Source organism: Syntrophomonas sp. DTU019 (assembly GCA_913757435.1).
Classification (GTDB): domain Bacteria; phylum Bacillota; class Syntrophomonadia; order Syntrophomonadales; family Syntrophomonadaceae; genus DTU019.
Genome location: CAJYDM010000001.1, coordinates 556,885 through 575,653 on the forward strand (window position 1 = coordinate 556,885; position 18,769 = coordinate 575,653).

20 protein-coding genes are annotated in these 18,769 nt (G+C 44.4%); all 20 read right to left on the reverse strand.

Annotated features, from left to right (window positions below; all coding sequences use genetic code 11):
* Window positions 1-18: 18 nt before the first annotated feature.
* The gene (locus AC15IQ_RS02725; RefSeq protein ID WP_483177146.1) at window positions 19-363 is read right to left on the reverse strand and encodes a hypothetical protein; all 345 of its coding nucleotides are present in this window, start codon (window positions 361-363) and stop codon (window positions 19-21) included.
* 3,227 nt (window positions 364-3,590) lie between these two features.
* Window positions 3,591-4,481 (reverse strand): hypothetical protein, encoded by an 891-nt coding sequence (locus tag AC15IQ_RS02730; RefSeq protein ID WP_483177148.1) that lies wholly within the window; start codon window positions 4,479-4,481, stop codon window positions 3,591-3,593.
* 9 nt (window positions 4,482-4,490) lie between these two features.
* Window positions 4,491-5,906 carry an AAA family ATPase gene (locus AC15IQ_RS02735; protein WP_483177149.1) on the reverse strand — a complete coding sequence of 472 codons (1,416 nt, stop codon included), beginning with the start codon at window positions 5,904-5,906 and terminating at the stop codon, window positions 4,491-4,493.
* Between the two features lie 50 nt (window positions 5,907-5,956).
* Window positions 5,957-7,150, reverse strand: coding sequence for a RecT family recombinase (locus AC15IQ_RS02740; protein ID WP_483177150.1), 1,194 nt, complete (start codon window positions 7,148-7,150; stop codon window positions 5,957-5,959).
* Between the two features lie 83 nt (window positions 7,151-7,233).
* Window positions 7,234-7,569 (reverse strand): type II toxin-antitoxin system PemK/MazF family toxin, encoded by a 336-nt coding sequence (locus AC15IQ_RS02745; RefSeq protein ID WP_483177151.1) that lies wholly within the window; start codon window positions 7,567-7,569, stop codon window positions 7,234-7,236.
* Window positions 7,562-7,792 (reverse strand): hypothetical protein, encoded by a 231-nt coding sequence (locus AC15IQ_RS02750; RefSeq protein ID WP_483177152.1) that lies wholly within the window; start codon window positions 7,790-7,792, stop codon window positions 7,562-7,564. The genes AC15IQ_RS02745 and AC15IQ_RS02750 overlap by 8 nt, the downstream gene beginning before the upstream one ends.
* Before the next feature lie 70 nt (window positions 7,793-7,862).
* Entirely contained in the window at window positions 7,863-8,207 is a 345-nt protein-coding gene (locus AC15IQ_RS02755; protein WP_483177153.1) for a single-stranded DNA-binding protein, read from the reverse strand.
* 242 nt (window positions 8,208-8,449) lie between these two features.
* On the reverse strand, window positions 8,450-8,719 hold the full coding sequence (locus tag AC15IQ_RS02760; RefSeq protein ID WP_483177154.1) for a hypothetical protein: 270 nt from the start codon (window positions 8,717-8,719) through the stop codon (window positions 8,450-8,452).
* A 314-nt stretch (window positions 8,720-9,033) separates the two neighbouring features.
* Entirely contained in the window at window positions 9,034-9,636 is a 603-nt protein-coding gene (locus AC15IQ_RS02765) for a hypothetical protein (RefSeq protein ID WP_483177155.1), read from the reverse strand.
* Window positions 9,636-10,457 (reverse strand): S1 RNA-binding domain-containing protein, encoded by an 822-nt coding sequence (locus AC15IQ_RS02770; protein ID WP_483177156.1) that lies wholly within the window; start codon window positions 10,455-10,457, stop codon window positions 9,636-9,638. The genes AC15IQ_RS02765 and AC15IQ_RS02770 overlap by 1 nt, the downstream gene beginning before the upstream one ends.
* Window positions 10,444-11,343, reverse strand: coding sequence for a hypothetical protein (locus tag AC15IQ_RS02775; RefSeq protein WP_483177157.1), 900 nt, complete (start codon window positions 11,341-11,343; stop codon window positions 10,444-10,446). The genes AC15IQ_RS02770 and AC15IQ_RS02775 overlap by 14 nt, the downstream gene beginning before the upstream one ends.
* A 482-nt stretch (window positions 11,344-11,825) precedes the next feature.
* The gene (locus AC15IQ_RS02780) at window positions 11,826-12,365 is read right to left on the reverse strand and encodes a hypothetical protein (protein WP_483177158.1); all 540 of its coding nucleotides are present in this window, start codon (window positions 12,363-12,365) and stop codon (window positions 11,826-11,828) included.
* 14 nt (window positions 12,366-12,379) lie between these two features.
* Entirely contained in the window at window positions 12,380-12,634 is a 255-nt protein-coding gene (locus AC15IQ_RS02785; protein ID WP_483177160.1) for a hypothetical protein, read from the reverse strand.
* A gap of 179 nt (window positions 12,635-12,813) precedes the next feature.
* On the reverse strand, window positions 12,814-13,782 hold the full coding sequence (locus tag AC15IQ_RS02790) for a ParM/StbA family protein (protein WP_483177162.1): 969 nt from the start codon (window positions 13,780-13,782) through the stop codon (window positions 12,814-12,816).
* Window positions 13,737-14,342 carry an HD-GYP domain-containing protein gene (locus AC15IQ_RS02795; protein ID WP_483177164.1) on the reverse strand — a complete coding sequence of 202 codons (606 nt, stop codon included), beginning with the start codon at window positions 14,340-14,342 and terminating at the stop codon, window positions 13,737-13,739. The genes AC15IQ_RS02790 and AC15IQ_RS02795 overlap by 46 nt, the downstream gene beginning before the upstream one ends.
* Before the next feature lie 88 nt (window positions 14,343-14,430).
* Window positions 14,431-16,446, reverse strand: coding sequence for a hypothetical protein (locus AC15IQ_RS02800; RefSeq protein ID WP_483177165.1), 2,016 nt, complete (start codon window positions 16,444-16,446; stop codon window positions 14,431-14,433).
* Between the two features lie 38 nt (window positions 16,447-16,484).
* Window positions 16,485-17,162 carry a hypothetical protein gene (locus tag AC15IQ_RS02805; protein WP_483177166.1) on the reverse strand — a complete coding sequence of 226 codons (678 nt, stop codon included), beginning with the start codon at window positions 17,160-17,162 and terminating at the stop codon, window positions 16,485-16,487.
* Complete coding sequence (locus AC15IQ_RS02810; RefSeq protein WP_483177168.1) at window positions 17,141-17,500, reverse strand: hypothetical protein; 360 nt, start codon at window positions 17,498-17,500, stop codon at window positions 17,141-17,143. Before AC15IQ_RS02810 ends, AC15IQ_RS02805 begins: the two co-directional genes overlap by 22 nt.
* On the reverse strand, window positions 17,493-17,759 hold the full coding sequence (locus AC15IQ_RS02815) for a hypothetical protein (protein WP_483177170.1): 267 nt from the start codon (window positions 17,757-17,759) through the stop codon (window positions 17,493-17,495). The genes AC15IQ_RS02810 and AC15IQ_RS02815 overlap by 8 nt, the downstream gene beginning before the upstream one ends.
* Window positions 17,760-17,866: 107 nt before the next feature.
* The gene (locus AC15IQ_RS02820) at window positions 17,867-18,637 is read right to left on the reverse strand and encodes a hypothetical protein (protein ID WP_483177171.1); all 771 of its coding nucleotides are present in this window, start codon (window positions 18,635-18,637) and stop codon (window positions 17,867-17,869) included.
* Window positions 18,638-18,769 lie beyond the last annotated feature (132 nt).

Consider the following 18,769-nt stretch of genomic DNA (forward strand, 5'->3'; position numbering starts at 1 on the left):
CTTTGATTAAGGGTCCTGTTAATTTAACAGGACCCTTTTAAATACTTCTCCCAACCTGATCGGGAGCATATTGAGGTCGTCTACATACGCCGGGTTTTCATACATATACATGAACTCTGGCAGTTCGCTGCTGCTACCGAAGAAAAGAGAAATCAGATTGATTCCTCTCTTTTTGGCTTCGAGGGCGGCCTGTTTGGTGTCGTTCTCGCCGAGGCTACCCATATAACCGGTTCCTCCGTGGCGGGGCGAACCATCTGATAATACGAACAGGACTTTTTTAGGCTCTGAGCGCATCGAAAGCTCGTTAGTGGCGAAATAGGGATAGGTAAGGCTTTTGAAGTTATCTTCTATTTTCCCCCACACCGTGACTTTCACCTCAGCGTTCCATCGGCATTCAAGTCAATTTCTATGGATTATACTTGGTGATCAATCTTGGGTTCAACTGAATTTTGTTCGATTTGTTGCCTTCGCAATCTGTTTTTCGTCTAGCATAAGGCACTCTATCAATGGTGCAGGTATCGTTGCATGGATTAGTTGATGGACTGTTTATTGATCATCGGGTTTTGATATTTATCGGCTCCACCTACTTTGGCGGATGATGACAGTGAATGTCATCGTAGTCCATGTTCTCCTTGTTATGGCGCACCTGCCTTTTACGAATAAAATACGATTGTCGCATTCTAATGATTGTTCCATTACAGGGTTTAACATCAGATATTGTAGTACTTGGTCTAATTGCAAGATTTTGTGAATTTCCTTTCGCCTTCTGTGTATTGATAGATCGCTTCTTTGCATAGATTTTGGTTTGAACATAGCTTACAACCGCCATTGGATGTCCATCAGGTATCGCATCTGTTTGGATTTCCCGTAAAGGTCTTGTTATTGCGTTGTTCAAATCTTTTATTTCTTTTTGTAACCTACTTCTTAAACGGTTTTGGTGGTTATGGCAACTCTGCCTATTATGCTCAGATTAATGTTAGTGGCTATGCGATAATGTTAATCCTAAGACCATTTGAACTCTTTGCAGTTCTGGTATTCGCTTTATCATCTTTGGGTCTTCGCATTTTTGACTTGTTGCTTTAATTTTAAGGTAGCGTTTTCTTGCTTTATCACTAAGTGCGTGATTTAACTTGTTTGCTGCCTTTGTTTTGAACTTTAATTTTGAAAACCAATTCATATTGTCGTTTCAGATTGACAACTCTAGTTTTTCGGGCGATATTTCCAGCTTCACCTTTTCTAACCATTTCGTGGCTACGTTTTGATTCTTGTTCGACAGAAGTTCTAAAGTCGTCTATCTTACTATATACATTTCTTTCAGATTGGTTTTCTTCATGGCTGTGTATCCATTGGTAATTGATTGTTCCGTTTTACTGGGATGCTATGAGTCTTACTGGATTGGTCCATTATTTTATCATTTATCAGTTCATTTAGAACTTGTTATAGCAATGGCGATAGGATTTGGGGTTCCCTTAGGCCTGATAACGTTATCTGGCATTTGGATGGTGCGAAGAATTTTTCGATTATATATAGCAAGGTTTATCCTTATACCCAATGACCACATTATTCATTTCGATGGTTTACATTGTCGAACTTTGATATCGAATCTATAGCGTAATTAACCCTTGTCGTATATATGATAGTTTGAGCAATAGCCGTTTCACTACTTCTATTGGGTCTGGAACGACCTATCGCTGAATTTTTGTTTCGAGATTGGTTCAAGGACTTTTACATTGCTGTATAACCTGTCCATATACACGGAATTCCTGCGAGTTTTTCTTTCGTTGGGCTTGGGGATATCTTTACGACGGACTGCTCTATGGTAGTTTTTAGTATTCTCGGACTTATCAACCATTCGGACGGCATTTGCCGACTGATTTATGGTTAATTGTCAGTTCCAGGGGTGTTGCTCCTGGTGCTTTTGATATTCCTATATGCCAAAGTATGTTTTCATGGCTGGTGATGACTTCCATAAGGTTGTCAAAATTTTACCTTCACATTTCTTTATATAGGTTGTCAAAAGTATCCTGGAGTCCATACCGTTGTGCCTAAGATTGTTTATTTTCATAGTATTAAGGATCTACCTCTTTCCTTGTTTTAGAGTGATCCTTTGGTCTTACTGTAACCCTTTGTTCATCCATAGTTTTGGTTTGAATGCTAGAGGCTGTTCTTCATCTTCATTACAAGACTTCTTCGGTCGTGCTCCGCTTTCACTCGCCGATCAACTCATTTTTCTTCGTCAGTTTATTGTTTTCAACTCGGCAGCTTCCTCGTTCCGATAACTTATCTATGCATATCCGGGTTCTGCTTTGAGCCTGTTAGCATAGTGCCTGTAACACTATGGTGTTCATAACTCAAATTACCCACCACACTAACACAACAGGGTATCATTTCTACACATTTGGCTTTTAGACCACATTCGCAGATTCGTCATGTTTTACCAATTCTAACATAGATATTTTGTAGACCCCGGCCTATAGGTAAACCATCCACTCCTGACGCTTTCGTATTGATTACTCAATTCAGTTACTTCAGCCGACTTCTCCGGGCTTCATTTGCCGCTGGAGTATTTCAGGTAGCGTTTCAGGGTCCCCGTCATTCCACCTTTGGGTTATCAGTTCTCCATCTTGCTATCATGCCTAAACTTTTCATTAGGAACGAGTCGCACTCGAATAGCCATCGCGGTTTCTCATCGCATCAAAATGGGCTATCGGAGACGAATCTTCGCTGCAATCGATTTGGCTTTTGAGATAGACACTGAGGAGGCGTGGTGCTGCGAAAAACCCGCTGATTTTGTGGGTGATCTTTAACGCCCGGCAGGTTTCTGATAATACGCAGGTGGCGTTTTTTGCTGATTCCATTCTTGTTCCGGCACCCATTGACCCGGATAAATCTACTAATACAAAGACTGCCAGTTCGGGGATGTCCCCTGGGATAGTCCGTTTAGTAAATACTGTGGGGTCAGGTATGGCTAGTTTATAAAGCGATCCGGCGTGTAGTCTGCCCCGGTGAAGTCCTCGGATATCGTAGGATTTCTTGGTTTCATTCTGATTTCAATAAGTTTTGCAATTATTTCGTTGCTTTTTTAATGTGGAGTTATCTGAGGAAAATAATTCGTGTATATTACTTTTGTGTGGATACCCGTGATGTTTTTCTCTTTGGCAGGGTCAACTTCGCGCTCGGATTCTTTAAGTTCTTTTATGTCGCTAGAGATGATGTCTAATTCTTCTCTAGCTTTCGTGAGGTCCTCAAAGTCGTCTTTAGGACTTCTGCAGAAAATATTCATCTTCCTTGTTCATCAGATTCTTTCGCTGGGCATTCAATGTTTTCACCAGGTTCTTTGTCAGATTCTTCTTGGTTCTTCTTCAGATTCTTCGCCAGGTTCTTCTGCGAGAAAGGGTTTCTTCAGGTTCTTCGTTCTTCTGCAGATTCGGTTAAGTTTCGCCTGGATATCTTCGTACCAGATTCACTGCTTGAATCACTAAGTGAATTCCTTGCCTGTCTGATCTTCCGATCTTCTGGAAAAGGCTTTTTCGATTCTTTGATTTTGCTTGGTTGTTCTGGTTCTTCTGAGAAGATTCATCGGATGGAGTTTATCGAAGATGTTTTACTAGAATAAGTCTCGTTTCGTCTGTTGTATGACTTCTCGATGATTTACCGCCACTTTCCCCGATTTTATCGAGTTCTCCGACCGTATCTTCAGATTCTTTGCCGGATTCTCCCACCGGTTTATCGGGTTTCTTGTCGGATTTTCTTTTTGATATGATTGTCAAAGCTTTTTCGGCGCGGGATTTGGTTTTTACTGATGGGGTTGATTTCTCTGGGTTGAGTGTGCCTTTATCTCCTTCTACCGGTTCTGGCGGCATTGACTCCAGAAGCTCTTTGATTTCAGGAATCGTTAGGATTTCCTCTACCACATCAAGAACTTCCTCGGTTGAGGCTGCTGCCTTGCCGATATCGACATAGGGCGCGGCCAGTTTGATCAATCTGGTGATCTTGGGGTCTACCTTGGGGATTTGGCCCACTACTGAGTAAGCGACCAATCCTCCCAAGAATGCCTGGCTTCCAGTCCCGTAGTCTTTACGGTGATTAAAGATGTAGTTATTGTTGAATTTCAACCACCTTCCAGCTCCGGGAAGGACTTCTGATATGGCAGCTTCGATTCTGCCGTCTTCTATGATGTTTGTTAAATGCTGAAAGATGGGTCCTTTCTTGCAAGCTTTTTTCCAGGCTGTAAGGGATGTGTAGCGAATGTGCGAGCCTTCGTGTGCTGTGCAAGCCTTATAAAAAAGATAAAGTTCAGCGAGGCTGGCCTTCACTCCCGGAATAATACTGTCCCGAGGATTTAAGGTCACGGTGTTTTTGATATCAGTGGCGATTCTATCGCCAAAGATAATGTATGCTTTCCTGTTCCCGGAAAGCGCGCGGAGAATGTTCTCCATGCGCGTCCTGAGAATCTCAAAAAAGTGGCGGTCTAGCTTCATGACTACCTCCTATAATCTCATTTCAATCAAATCCTTAACCTGGGTGCGCTCAGATGCGCTCTCTAAAGATTCAGTCAAACATGAGATGATGATTTCTTTTTGAGAGGCAATCCCCATAGAGATTTCCTCCGCTGCTCTAAGAAGTGATCTTAAAGATATACAGTTCTCGGACAGGGTGGCTCCTGTGGGGCTGTATACTGATTCGTATAATGCCTCGTATATATCAGCCAGTTTTCTCGCGGTATCTTCGGCAACTCTTTCTTGCAGCAATTCCATAAGGGTTTCGCGGGAAACACCTTGTACCTGGATGCCACGGAAACGGTCCCTGAAGGCGTTGTTTAAAGGTCTGGTTCCCATGTAGCCTACGTTCATAGCTGCAACCAGTCTAAAGTCTGGGTGGGCTTTTACTTCGCCCAGACCTGATACAGTGATGGTGCGCTGCCAATCTAATAAGGTGTGGAGAATGGAAGTTACTTCGGGAATTAAGACATTGATTTCATCTATGAGTATCAATTCACCGTTAGTAATGGCTTCTAATAGGACACCCGGTTCGTGGGCTACCCTCATGGTGGCGTTTCCGCCAGAGAGTTGCCTTAGTTCTTCGACAGTCAGGGGTTCGCCAACTTTGGCGCAGTTTACCCCGATCTTGGCGATAAGTTTTGCGGGGGCGGTTTCTTCTGGAATCAATGTCTTGCAGCCTAACAAATAATCTGCATTAATATCTATACCGCCGGAGATTCTGCAAATAGGGAGATGTAGAATCTCAGCTAAGGCTTCTACCAGAGTGGATTTTCCCGAGCCTTTGGGTCCCATCAAGAGGGGCGGCGACCAAGTATCGTACAACAAGGCTGATACTGCATAGGTGACTTCCGCGTTTTGAGGGATGTAGTTTACGTTTTGGGGAATGCGGAGCTTTTGTTCACCAGTAAGTCTTTGTTCCTGCCGTTCCCGAAATGCGATGACTTTATCTAAAAGTGTTTTCGGCAACCGGAAGCGGCGCAACGATTTATGTTTTTCGGGGATATCTATTTCTGTCGGGATTGGGTCGGGGCCTTCGATTGAAAGCTCTACGGTTTGAAACTTACCAGGACGGGGCATGAATTCCTGAGTGAGGTCTTTAGTGGCCCAGAACTGGTCTGGTTCCCCAATAAGGTCGATTTGGCAGGGGCCACTATTATAAAGGATGTCTGATATTGCCAAGTGCCAACAGGCGTTGGCGTAATTGCTTTTTGCGGCTTGGCAGTTGTGCCAGGCCAAGATTTTGTCTTCTGTGTGCTGGAATATTATCACTTCGGGCTTGCCGTTTGAACGGGAGAGATATTCCACTAGTATTCTATCTCCGTTAGCACCGATGGTTAGAATCTGGTCCTCGGCCATTTTGTAATTCGCCAGGGTGATGTTGGCTTTGGTTATACTGACTAACAATATTTTCACCTCCGATATTAAGCCGCCCCCCGGAGGAGGCGGCTGCAAAATTAACTAACTTTTCTGGCTTCGCTGACGAATATCATCAGCTTGTCGTCTTTCTCGATTTGATCGGCGATGGTTATGTCGAGGACATCGTGCGGTTTGTGGGCTTTTAAAGCGTTTCCCACAACCAGGGCTTCCCTATCTTTGTATTTGCAGCAAGCCCAAGGGCGGACGACAACTTCGCCGTTATAGGGGATTTTGCCGTCTTTGGGAGCAGAAGTTAACACCACGACATTACCTATTTCGCCGTCGTTGGTATCGCCAGCTTCGGTTTCGCTGGTTTCGTCATCATGGACTTTTACTGAAGTGGCAACTAAGATGTTGTCTTTCAACTTACCTGTGACTTCTAAGGCCATCCCTTCGGTAGTGGTGAGTATTTCACCGATTTTTTGGGAGGCTTTTAAAGTAACAGGGGCATCGCTTTCTGGATAATATAAAACCGCCTGGGCGGTATACTGTTTGCTTTTTAACACGGGTTTTTCAGTTAGAAGTAAGATGAATTTTTCTTCTTTTGCTGGTGGGGATTCTGGAGAGGCATCTGTTGGCGGTTCCGGGGTCTCCACCGGGGGTTCCGGGGGTTCCGCCGGTTTTGGGACCTCTGCTGAAGGATTTTCCACCGGTTTCGGGACTTCTGTTGGCGGCTTCGGAGCTTCTGGTGGGGTTTCTACCGTTTCGATTTCTTCGGCCCCTACCATGCCAGTGATGTTGAATTGGCGTTTAATCGCGCCAATTTCAGCAACTTTCTGTATCATGGCACTGGGATAATCTTTCCATACATAACTGGAGCTGTTAGCCTCCATATATTCGTCAAAATCCGCTATAAACATGATTGGATCACGGTTCTTGGCCTTGGCTACAGCCCATCCTGCTGTGATCTTGCCGCGCTTTGCCCCAAAAGTGTGCTTGAGGGTTCCTTCGGTGGGGTTAATCTCGAATATGTCGCCCTCTTTGACTACTCCGCCGTTAACTCCGTTGTAGCTGGGGTCTTTCATGGCGGCCTTCAAATAGCCATCGCGGGTAGTAATGATAAGGGGCTTTAGACCGGTTTTAGAAGACCTGATTTCAAGGACGATTTCTTTAGTAAGAGGGTCTAAGCCGTATTTTTCGGCGTGATAGAGGAATAGTTTGATGTGCGCCTCAGTTGCGCCTTTAGGGATAACGGTTTTTTTGATAAGTTCGATTGTTGCCGGTGTAAACATGATAATCCTCCTTTAGTCAGAAACACAAAAAGAGGCCGATAAAAACATCTGGCCTCTGTTGTGTAATCTAAAAATGTTTTTTGTTAGGACAAATCTAAACTGAGTTTTATTGCTTGGTTAACTTCTCTCATACGTTCGTTTTCTAGCTTACCTAGCTTTTGAGTCAAGCGGCTTTTGTCAATAGTTAATATCTGCGCCAAGTTTACTGAACTAGATTTAGGTAGACCGCCCTCGCCAGCGTTTAGATTAACCATGAAGGGGAACGACCTATGTGTAGTGGTTATTGTAGCGATAATGGTAGTTGGACTAAATTTATTACCAGTATTGTTTTGAATAACAAGGGCGGGGCTTAAACCCGCCTGCTCGCTACCTCTTGCTGGACTAAAGTCCACAATATAAATCTCCCCGCGATTAATCACGCAGGACCACCTCCGCCTGGGCAGGGAAAGCAAGGTTTGCTTCTTCTTGGTTAAGAAGTGACATTTCCTTGTATCCCTCGACCATTAGCTGTTCCTGAATCTTTTTCTGATGTTTTTCTAAGATTTTTAACACAGCTCCGCTACGGGTTGTATCCCATTGTTTGGCTAATTGATTAAGGTATAAAAGTTGTTCTTCAGGCAAACTTACCGTGATTCTCGGCATCGTTATCGCCTCCCGAACCAATCTTATCATACCCGATGTATGATTATCAATCATACTAAATTCCCCCAAATTAAAACGGTATTTCTTCCAATTCTTCTGTTTTTGGCTTGTTGCCGAACTGTACCTTATCTGCAGCTACATAGGCTTTGCTTCTCCACTTATCGTCCCTGTCTTTCCAGGAATCTACCCGCATGGAGCCGGTAACAGCAACCTCTTGTCCTTTAACAAGGTATCTGCCTACATTCTCGGCCTGGACTCCCCAAACTTCGACTAGGATGAAGTCAGTTTTGTCCTTCTGGCCGATACGGTTTACGGCAACGGTCATAACTGCCTTGGCGGTGTTCTTTTCCCCGACATAGGATACCTCGGGGTCATTGGTCAGACGACCTACTAGATTGATACTGTTGACATTCATGTCTTGATTCCTCCTATTATTGATTTTAATGATTTTACTGTGGACGCGTGTCCCATTGAGACTTAATTAATCTCCTTTCTCCCGGATTGTTCCAGGGTACGAATATTTATTCCCAGTGTGTACTGAGACAATGGATCATGCGATCCAATTTATATACTGCGCCCAATAAATAAACGGGACGCATGATTAGATTCGCCCGCGCAGGAGGTCTTAGTGAAACCTTCTGCGCCGGGGAACCCGGCTTATTCTCGGACGAACGACCAGACTGTGAAATACGGCTTAAAGACATCAAGAAACAAAACTTTTTGCCCCGGCTTTAATTCAGGGAACTTATTCATAGCTGGGACCGCGCCTAAGTCTTCGACTAAGTTTTTTGTTCCAGGATGGATAATATAATGACTACTTCCGGCGATATTAGGGATGGATTTGCTGTAGCCAGTGGTTTTGTACCGGCCTCCCATTATTAGGGAAAGGTCGTCAATTACTGCGGCGTACTTGGTTTGAACTTTCATAAAAAAGCTCCTTTCTAATAACAAAAGCCCGCGTTGCGGACTTTTAAGAATACTCCATTGCGACCAGGGGTGTCCGTAGATGCGAATATGGCCACCTTCCACAAATTGGTTTTGCACATTATTTTAAAGATTTGGAACAAAAAAGAACCTCTGCTGTTACACAAAGGTTCTCTTAAAGCATTATGCACATTATCTTTTGAAAATTTACCGATTAGTTCCGCTCATCGGTTATTTCTAAGTCCGGCGTGTGCCAGAGTAAGTGATTTTGGGGTGCATTTGAGCACTAATATATTCTGCATATAGGATACCACTATTTAAAGGTTATCGCAAGCAAAATATTCTCGATTCCCGCCGGGGAGAATGAAGTGAAAACGGTCTGATAGTAAGTTTTCGTCTAAGGCTATCCTTACCGGTATGGTGATTTTATCAAACTCGGGGTGGTACTGCTCGGATATGATTATCAGCCTTTCATAGTTACAGGCCATGAACGGCAGCAATGACACCGGGTCCCCGTGTCTTAACACGATCACCGGATAGGCGTTGGTATTGATGTATATTACTGAATGGATAATTCCCTCGCCGGGTCTTACCTCTAGAGGGATATTGAACTGTTTGACAAGCTGGGTAACAATAAGCGACTTGAGGATGTCTTTGACGCTGTTATGGTGTTTGGCTGCTGATACGTTGATTTTCTTTTCACCCTGAAGCTGATATTTGAAGCATAAACCGGCCCGGTGCAGCGCGTCTAATTTCTGCCGGTCGCGGCCTATAGGCGCGATCTGGAAGTAGGCGGCGGCCCCCACCTGGGATAAGAAAGCTAAAGTTTTTTTGTCCCATGCGGTGAGGTGACCTGGGGGTCTTATGTTGGTGGGATAGGCTTTAAGTTTGTAGTCTTGCAGTATAGAAAACTGGGACATTACGCACCTTTGCGAACCAGCCTGGTGATGGCTCCAAATATTTTTTGTTCTTCAGGATTAATACTGATGATGGCAATGGCGACTAAATCGCCCTTGTTTACCCGACCAGACTTCATATGGCGGCAGAGCGCGTTCACACCTGGTTCTAAATCAACGAAGATTCCATAATCGACCATGCCAGTGACGGTTCCCACATAGACAGAGTTTTTGATGTATCTATCCGCGCATGAGGGCCAGGGGTTTTCATGGAGTTCTTTTAGGGATAAAAAGACTTTTTGTTTCTCTTGGTCTGTCTCTTGAACATAAGTGTCTATGGTATCGCCGGGTTGAGCGATAGAGCTGATATCTTCCACCCAGCCGTGGGAGAGTTCATTTACGGGTATGAAGGTTTCGATGCCGTCAAGCTCTACGACGATGCCGATTTCAACCAGATTTCCTTTGTTGTTTCTTCTGCGGATGATTCTTCTGACTATTGCTGAACGGGTTTGTCCGGGCTTTAGATTGAGCCAGGTTTTGGCGGCCTGTTTTTCCATTGCAAGGGCGCGGTCGCCTGTGAAAAGATTATTCTCTTTGTCGATCTGAGTGACGATGAAGGTCACCGGCTGACCCACTAAAGCCATGATTCGGCCTTTAATGGTCCGGTCATCGCCAATCAGGTTGATGCCAGATTGCTCTAATGGAATGATGCCTTTGGTGCGGTCCTGGGATACTACCAGGCATAGAGAGTCGTTGTGTTCTTCTACTCCGGTTACAGTCCAAGTCAAGGGGTTTCTGGTTTGCCGAGATGCGTAAACCTCCGGCCAAATTTCAGTTGTTAGCATTTAACTTCTCCTTTTCGTAGATTTTAATGTCTGAAAGCGCGATGATTTTCGCCTGGGGATAGTGCTTAGAAAAAAGTTCTTGTTGTGATTCCAGGCAGATTATAGTCACTGGCTTTTGCTGGCCTAGATAATAGTAAGCATCCAGCGCACTTCTTTTAGCCAGGTCGTTAAGGATAAGGATAGTGTAGTAACTCGCCACGGTTTCGTAATGGGCGTGGGGGTGGGTTGATATTACTGCACCATTAGGGATGAATGATTTTACGTATTCTTGTATCAGCGGGCTAAAGAAGTTTACAAACAGGTTAAGCCCCGTTGGGTATGGCAGCAAAAAGAGTTCTTTCTGATGGAATGTCCCTACACCGAATGCGGCCATAACCTTCGGGTTGGGAGCGAATATTACTGCATGGGGTGCAATGTTTGAAACCGATAGCAGTTTTAACTCGGCTTGGACTTGGCCGTAGTAATTGGCTTTCGCGTCCTCACTCATAATGTAGAGAAAATACTGTTTGCCACCAAAAGGAAATGCGCCCTTGAAAAAGGTTTTTCGATTCAGGTTGTATAGGGTGCGTAGAGTGCGGTTGCTTATGAACTCTAACTGAGCCGCCAGGACTATTTCAGACAGTTCGATACTTGTTTCCCGCATATCGGGATTTCGGAAGCGATATTTGTTCTCACCGATGACCTCGGCTGATTTACTGGTTAGTTCCAAGTATGTGCTTTTTTTCGCAAGGTAGCCGTTAGTACGGAGGCGTTGGACTCGCTTGTAGTGATACCATTTATTGTCAGCGTTGTAGATTTTGCTGGCCTGGGCCACGGTGCAGCAGCCGGTTGTTGCTATGAGTCTAAATAGGTTGATGTCGCTGTCTGTTAGTTCGATTGCGTTCACCTCCTTTATTACTGGCGGGGGCTTGCGGAGCGAGGGGTAATATTACTGACCGGGGGTTACCCTTAATGCGTATAACATCTTTACTGATAGGGCGACCTTGCTGAGCGACTTCTGCCTAAATATCGCTACTGAAATACTTCTTCTCCCCGTCCGTTTTAATGACAAATGTCCCTTGTCCTAATTACTGAGGGGGGAGCCGTAGCTTCGCTTACCGTCTGGGCCAAACCAATAAGGCAGGTTTTTGCCCCGTTAGACTACCCACCACTTTTGGACAGTTAAATTTCTGCCTTTTTTCCTTCTCTAAAAAGCTGTCCAATCTAAGAACTATCTAGGGGTTTGCCCAGCGTTTATTTGTCCAAAACCTACTAATTTCGGACTGTCCTAACCTGCAGAAAATAGAAGTGCGTTTTGGACAGCGATTTGGACAAATTTTTAATGGTTTTTGGACAGCCCTGCAAGATAATTATTGTGGTTTTATACCTCTATTTTTTTCGGTGTTTCTGTTCTTTTTTGGACAGAAAAAACAGAGGTTCTTGGGGATGTTCGAGGATATAGATTTCTGTTCTAGGATTCTCTGTGTCTATTTCCCCGCCGACTACTAGATATGAAATATTGTTATGGGTGTCATTGGGGATGATTTGTTTGTATCGCAGGGAGTCGATGATAAATTTGTATGCCCGGTTATCCGTGTCCCAGTATGACGCTGTACTGATTACTTTAATAACACAGAGAACCTTTTCTGCCTTCCAATCAATGTCTTTCAGCGCATGAAACATTAGGCTCAACCAATGCTCCCTCAAGGTCGTTTTAGGTATATCAGCTTCTCGGGGAAGAATGTCTCTAATAGTGATCTTGATATATTCGGGGTAAACATCGGTTGCAATCAGTTCATCCAGCAATTCATTAGTAACGGATTCGTCTTTATTTATTGGGTGCATTATCATGTCCATCGTCTTCATTCGGGCTATTTCAATTAGCCTGTAGGCTTCCACCATGTCTTTTCTATTAACAGCAAGCAGCATTAGCCCCTCCTCTCTCATTTAAGATTCAAAATATCCATCATAAGTTGGTCTTTCATGCGTTCATGGTCTACGTCTTTATTGGTTGGGGATGGTGTGCCACCTTCCAGGCGGTTCTCGATACGGGCCAGGCTGTCCTCGATCCGTTGTAGGCGTTCTCCCCAGCTGTACCAGTCGGAGATAATGCGGTGAATAGTGGCGGCCCGCTTTTTTTTATCAAGCTGAGAAATAGGGTGATTGTCAGGAAAAGATAGGTTTACTCTAACTTTCATAAAAAGCTCCTTTTTGTGTCGCAGGAGAAGTCTTGATACTCCAGGCTTCAAGGTGTTTTTACTTTTCGCTTTGTGTCGCAGGTTGGCAAAAAACCTGTTGTCATTATTTGTAAGACACAAACTTAGTCGCGAATCGCCTTCTGCCTCCGACTAATCCAGGCTTTCCTTGCGACGCTGTATTACCCTACAATGTTAATATCCAGCCTCTTGCTCAGATCATAAAAGCCTATGGCATTAGCAAACTGGGCATCTTCAAGAAACACTATGCCGGGGAACTGTTTGGTTAGAGTCTTTTTTAGTGCGATACTGCCACCGCCAGCCGCAATGATGTGTGTCCTGCGCTCCTTGCTTGGCCCGTTAAGTTTGTAGGCTTCAGCAATAGAATCTACAGTTTCACGGCTGATGGTTTCGCTGATTTCTTTGTAACCGTTTCCGTTTAAAAATTCTCTCTCCGCGCTTTCTAATGAGACAGCGAACATTTTATTGTCCCCCGCCATCTTGGCAGCCAAAGCTCTGAAGGCAGTCACCATACCAGTGTCGGCAGTGAATGAATGTTCTAGCATGAGTTCGTACTTTTCCCCAGTGTATTCAAATGTAGCCACATCAGTAGTTCGGTAGCCGATATCCATGATGGTAACTAAATCCCCCGCGCTGATATCGCTGCTGGATTTGTAGTTGGGATTGAAAAAAACTCCCGCTGCCTGGGGGAAAACAAATGCCTGCTGGACCCTGATGTGTTTTTCTTCGCCGCCAATCTCAACTCTAGCGGAAAACCCAGTGAGAAACTTTTGAAATTCTTCTTGAGATGTTCTGTAGGAAGATAGGGGAAGCCCCGTCACCAGCATGACTTCGCTTTCTCCGTTTGTGCTTACCGCCAGCGCGGTGGCGAGCATGGCTTGGAAAGCGGGGTTGTTAAACCTTTCTGCATCGTCAAAGGCTCTAATGGCGAAACGGCTCTCTTTTGCGGCCATATGGCCTATGTACCATGTCTTGTCGTTGATAGTTGATACATAATCACCAGCAGCGGATAGAATCTTATCCATGTTGATCTTCTCTCCCGGTTTTGCCAGGGAGGGGAAGCAGATTCTTTTACTGCCGGTGATTATCTTGGTATTGCCATACCCAACATCAAGTCCGATTTTATGCAAGGTGTATTTCTCCTTTCTGATGTGAACATGAATGGCTTTAGTGAATTAAATATGTTCTTGTTATAGATAGCCTTGATAATATAGGGGTCGTATTTGGTTTCAGCGCAGCCTATGATTTCCTTGATCGCATCGTCCACGCTGATCTGTGTTTTATATGCACGGACAGCAGTCATCGCGTCTAATGAGTCGGCAATAGCGATTATCCGCCCGGTGTAGGGGATTTTCTCCCCTTTAAGGCCATAGGGGTAACCAGTTCCGTCGAAATTTTCATGGTGGGACACAATGCCCTTTTTAATTTTAGAATCACCTTCGTACATCTTTGCTCCCCATACGGGGTGCATTTTCATTTCCTCCCATTCGGAATCTGTCAATGGATCGGGGCTATTCAAGACATTTGCGGATATTAGTGTTTTCCCTATATCATGTAAGAATGCTGATATTACTAGATTCCTTAATTCATTGTGTGTTAGGTCGATCTGCTCACCAATTTGTAAACTCAACTCAGCAACTCTACTGGAGTGTAACAATGTTTGCGGGTCATGTTGGTGCAGCATTTGCATATACCGGTAGATAATACTCCCTCCTTGCTTTTGTAGAATAGCACCACCTAAAAAAAAGAGGGCGTATGCCCCTCTTTGGAAAATCTGATTAGTTTTCTCTGCCCCTTAAAACTACCGACCAGTTTTCATACATTGACTCGCCGACCCTTACTATTCCTTCAGCCCATTTTCGGTATCCCTCCCACTGCCACCACTTGGCGGGCATCTCAGATACAGGAGTATCGTTGAGATACATCAGGTTGGGAATCCCGTCACCGGTGAAATATCCGTTTACGATAGTCCCTTCAGGGCATATATCGGGATTCGCTTCAGTATAGAAACTGGCCTCCCACCTGTAGTTACTTCCCTTAGTTTCAATTTTCTTCGGCGGCTCCACAATAGTTGATTGTTCAGCAAGATACGGGAATGTAAACCCTGCTGTGCTCACTCCGACACTGTATGCCCTAACCTTCACCAATCCCCCCGCCTTTGTACCGGGCAAGAGGTCTTTGGTGCAGTCCTTAGGGGTGAATCCAGATGAAGGCGGAGCAATAACTTCCACATAAGGCCGGTCGAAGGCTATCACGCAGAATTGTTTCGTACTCGGGTCTGAAGCAACTCCTGCTTCGTCTTTAGTCACAACTTCTGCAGTGAATACATTTGTCCCGGATTCATAAAGTTTCCCGGTATTGCCGGAATCAACAATATACTCATTGGCAGAGCCGGGGATGTATCCTGAGTCTTCGATTACTACTCCGTTGGCACGGACTATTACCTGGAATCCTCCTTGAGAGTCTCCCGTATCAGTGTCATTGAATGTCCACCGGATTACGGGAGTAGAATCCAGATAACAGCGGTCAGACCCGGTTGTGGGCGGAGCATCAATCGTGGGTGGGTTCGGTTTACTGTTTGTCTGTAAGACAATGGTGGGGTAAATAATTGGGGTGTTGTCCCTTTCGGTTGTTTTGAGGACTGCTTTCCACCTTAGTTTTTTGCCGGGGACAACCTCAGTCCATTTACCCAGCTCGGCCGGCTGCCAGTCGTTCTCCCCGTCCTTGGCGGTAACAAACCAATCTACACTAGTTCCAGCTTGCTGTGTGTGGCCGATAGGATCGTCAATATAAAGTTTGATATGTGATATATCCTGTACGGAAGAATAGATTTTTGATTCGGCTGCCGCACTAGGTATGTAACTGCCTAAGTCCTGCAAGCCTGTTATAGTCTTTGACATTGTAGGATTTAATACTAACCCTGTCCCATCCCACATATAATAATTGACAATATTGCCATCGACCACAAGGCGGTCATAACTGCCCGGACGAAGCGCAACACAAGTTGGCATAGTAAGACCTGTCGTTATGGACAAAAAAGAGTTCTCCATAAGCGTGTCGTTAAGTAGATTGTAGTGTTTGACTTGTTTATCAGTTACTATAGCCAGATTCCCTCCATCGGCTGCCGATATACTGAAAGCATTGGTGAGTCCGGTCATCGAATGAGAAAGGGAGCCGTTCTTGAAGTATTTCACTTCTTCACCGTCTATTACGGCCATGCCGTAATGATCTTTAAACAGTGACATGGCAATAGGGCTGGTTAAGCCTCCTACGCTGAATGCCTCTGCCATTTCGCTGCCAGTAAAAGCCATGTAGCTTGCTGTGTCGGTTAATACTGCATGATCTAATTCGTTTGTGCTCACGCTCAGGATTTCCGTGTAGCCCTGCGAAGAAAGGACGGGGTTAACAACATACCCGCTCCCTGTAAAAGAATAACGGGTTACATTACTGCCATGCGCTATCATAAAATCGGGGCAATTTGAAGTCCCGGCTATGGCTGATACCGGATTGTCTAACACACTCGCCGCAACTACGGTATCCATACTGCCGTCAGTATTGACTCTTTTTACGCCTTCTGGAGTCAAGACGATGTATTCAAGGCTATCGCCTAGAAAATCAACCATGTTGGGCATATATTTCGGCAAGTGGATCTCATGTTTTATAATATCCACTACTGCAGTGGTCTTGCCCTGGTTGATTCCATCCAACGTATCAATATCGTAACGGTATTCCTCTGCTATGGCTATATTTACTCCTACTATCATCGTTGTGATCAAGGCCAAGAGAAACATCAAAATTCGTTTGATACTATCACCCCCTTTCTCTTTTGGGGCTAAAGGGCCTGCATCGACACAATTTTAAATCCGTCAACAGTCTTATAATAATGGGCTAGTACCTTAACCTGCCGCCCATCATATGTGTATGTGTGCTTCGCAATCACTAATTTGCTGTTATAAAGAATCTCTGTGGTCAAGTCTTGTATCTCCGGGGTGGTTTTTAACATCGGCTGGTTTTTGAAAGCAGTTTTGGCCGGTCCAGCCAATAAAGAATCATTGTTTTTAGATAACTGTTTAAAGACTTCTTCGTAAAAGCTTCCCAGCTCGGGGGCGTTCCACGGAATACTGAAGGAATTGGTTCTGGGTAAGGTTTCCCTGAAAGAATAGACTTTCCATCCGTCATCTTTGATTAATTCCGCTTCATAGAAACCAACATCTATGCTTTTGTCGGGCAGTTGTATTTCAGCTTCGATGTATACCCTACCAAAATCCCTGCTATTATCAGTAAGGGTTGTTTTTATCGAAACCGGAGTGGCCTTAGACAGCTCCCTGGTCTTGATACGGAACAGCACATCTCCCGTACAGTAGTTTTCAGGGTTTTCATTGTTTAGGAGTGCAGTAACAAAGTTATTAGTGGTTGCTGTAATACGGGGGTCGGGGACAGTATAATGGGCAACTCCCCCCACGATCAGCAGGGCAAGGATAATTAATGCTATTGCTTTTTTCTGAAACATATAATGCCTCCCATGTAAAAGAAAAACGCGCCTGCGGTGGCGATACCTGAATATGTTACCTGCTGGATGGTCAGTGTGCTGAACTGAATCGCCAGGTTAAAAGCTGCCTGGATTATTAATACTGCTGCTGCCGCATATATGATTGGCTTGTTTAAATGTTCTTTCAGAATCCCAACTTTTGTGTCGGGGTGTTTCTGTCCGATGACTTTTACCAGGGAGTCTATAGACAGGCTCCCTGGTAGTTGCGGGTCGATTACGATTTCTTTGGGGTTGTTTTTTTCAAGGTAGTATAGCAGTTCTCCTTGCGAATGGCATCTGGGATTCGGACGATCAGTCAATATTAAACTTTCCTATAGAATTAAATCTCTGGGTTAGTTGCTGCCATTCGATATTTTGGTTAGCCAACTCTTTTGAAAGGCTGACCTCCTCGGCTTGGGTTTCAGCCAGTCTCATAGATAGGCTCTGGATTTCATCTGCTAACTCACCTTGCCTGGCCTTCTTTTCTTTAATGTTGTGCAGTGATTCCTGCATCTTCCGAAGAATTTCTTCCGCAGCGACAAACTGGTCTTTTTCTTGATAGTCATTGCTTTCGTTCATTTGTTTTCCTCCTAATTTTTTCGTTCCCCGCTTTTGGGGTCCATAAAATAAGCCCTGGTTTTTAGGCCAGGGCTTTTGAATGTATTTCCTGAGTTTTTGGGCTGTTCTTATAAACTGAATATTGTCATGCTTTTACTCGACACCTTTCCCGCTGCGTTTCTGGCTTCGACTGTAATTGTTCGAACCCCACTGCTTAAACCGCCCATGCTCATCATGCTGCTCGGTGACCACTCTGTCCATGAGCCTGAATCGCTCTTTGCTCTGTACTCAATCGCCCCATAAGCCTCAATGTACACCAGGAAACTGCCTGAGGTAGTTGCGGTGGCTCCATTTACTCCCTTCACTGAAATAATTGTGGGTGTTATTGATTCCTTAATTATCTGTACGTCTGATTTAATAGTTTGCATATCTATGCCCGTTTCGTTTGTGGCGTACTCTAATAACGTTCCTGTTAGAAGTGGATTTGCTGTATCAACCCCAGTAACAGATGAAATGGTGTTAAGGTTATTGCCATCCAACTCTTGCTCAGCATTAGGTTCATAATAGGTATCCACATGTTGTATCCAAACATAAACATTCCCATTTGGCAGCTCTCCAAAGGCTCTTATACGCTCGACCTTATCACCATAAGATTTTTCTGCTAATAAGGTGCCTTCGCTATTATATAATCTTACATATGTGTTGGAATAGTTGTATGCATTGAGCCTTCTGCCATCTGACATTGTTAAATTTTTACTTACCTTATATGGTACTCCACTAAAATCTATGTTACATACTCCGCCCAGCGCATTTCCTGTTTGTGATAACAATACTGCCACAGCTATCAAAATGACTAGCAAGAACTTATGTGTTTTATGCTTGTAATTATTTATTACCATCTTATTCGCCCTCCTAATATTGCCTTAGACGATTTACAAGTAGAGTTTCTAGTTAAACTGTATATTTCCTCACTCCTTTACTAATGTAGCCGTCACCATGAGGCCGATAAACTTTTCACCGTTATGTCCTGT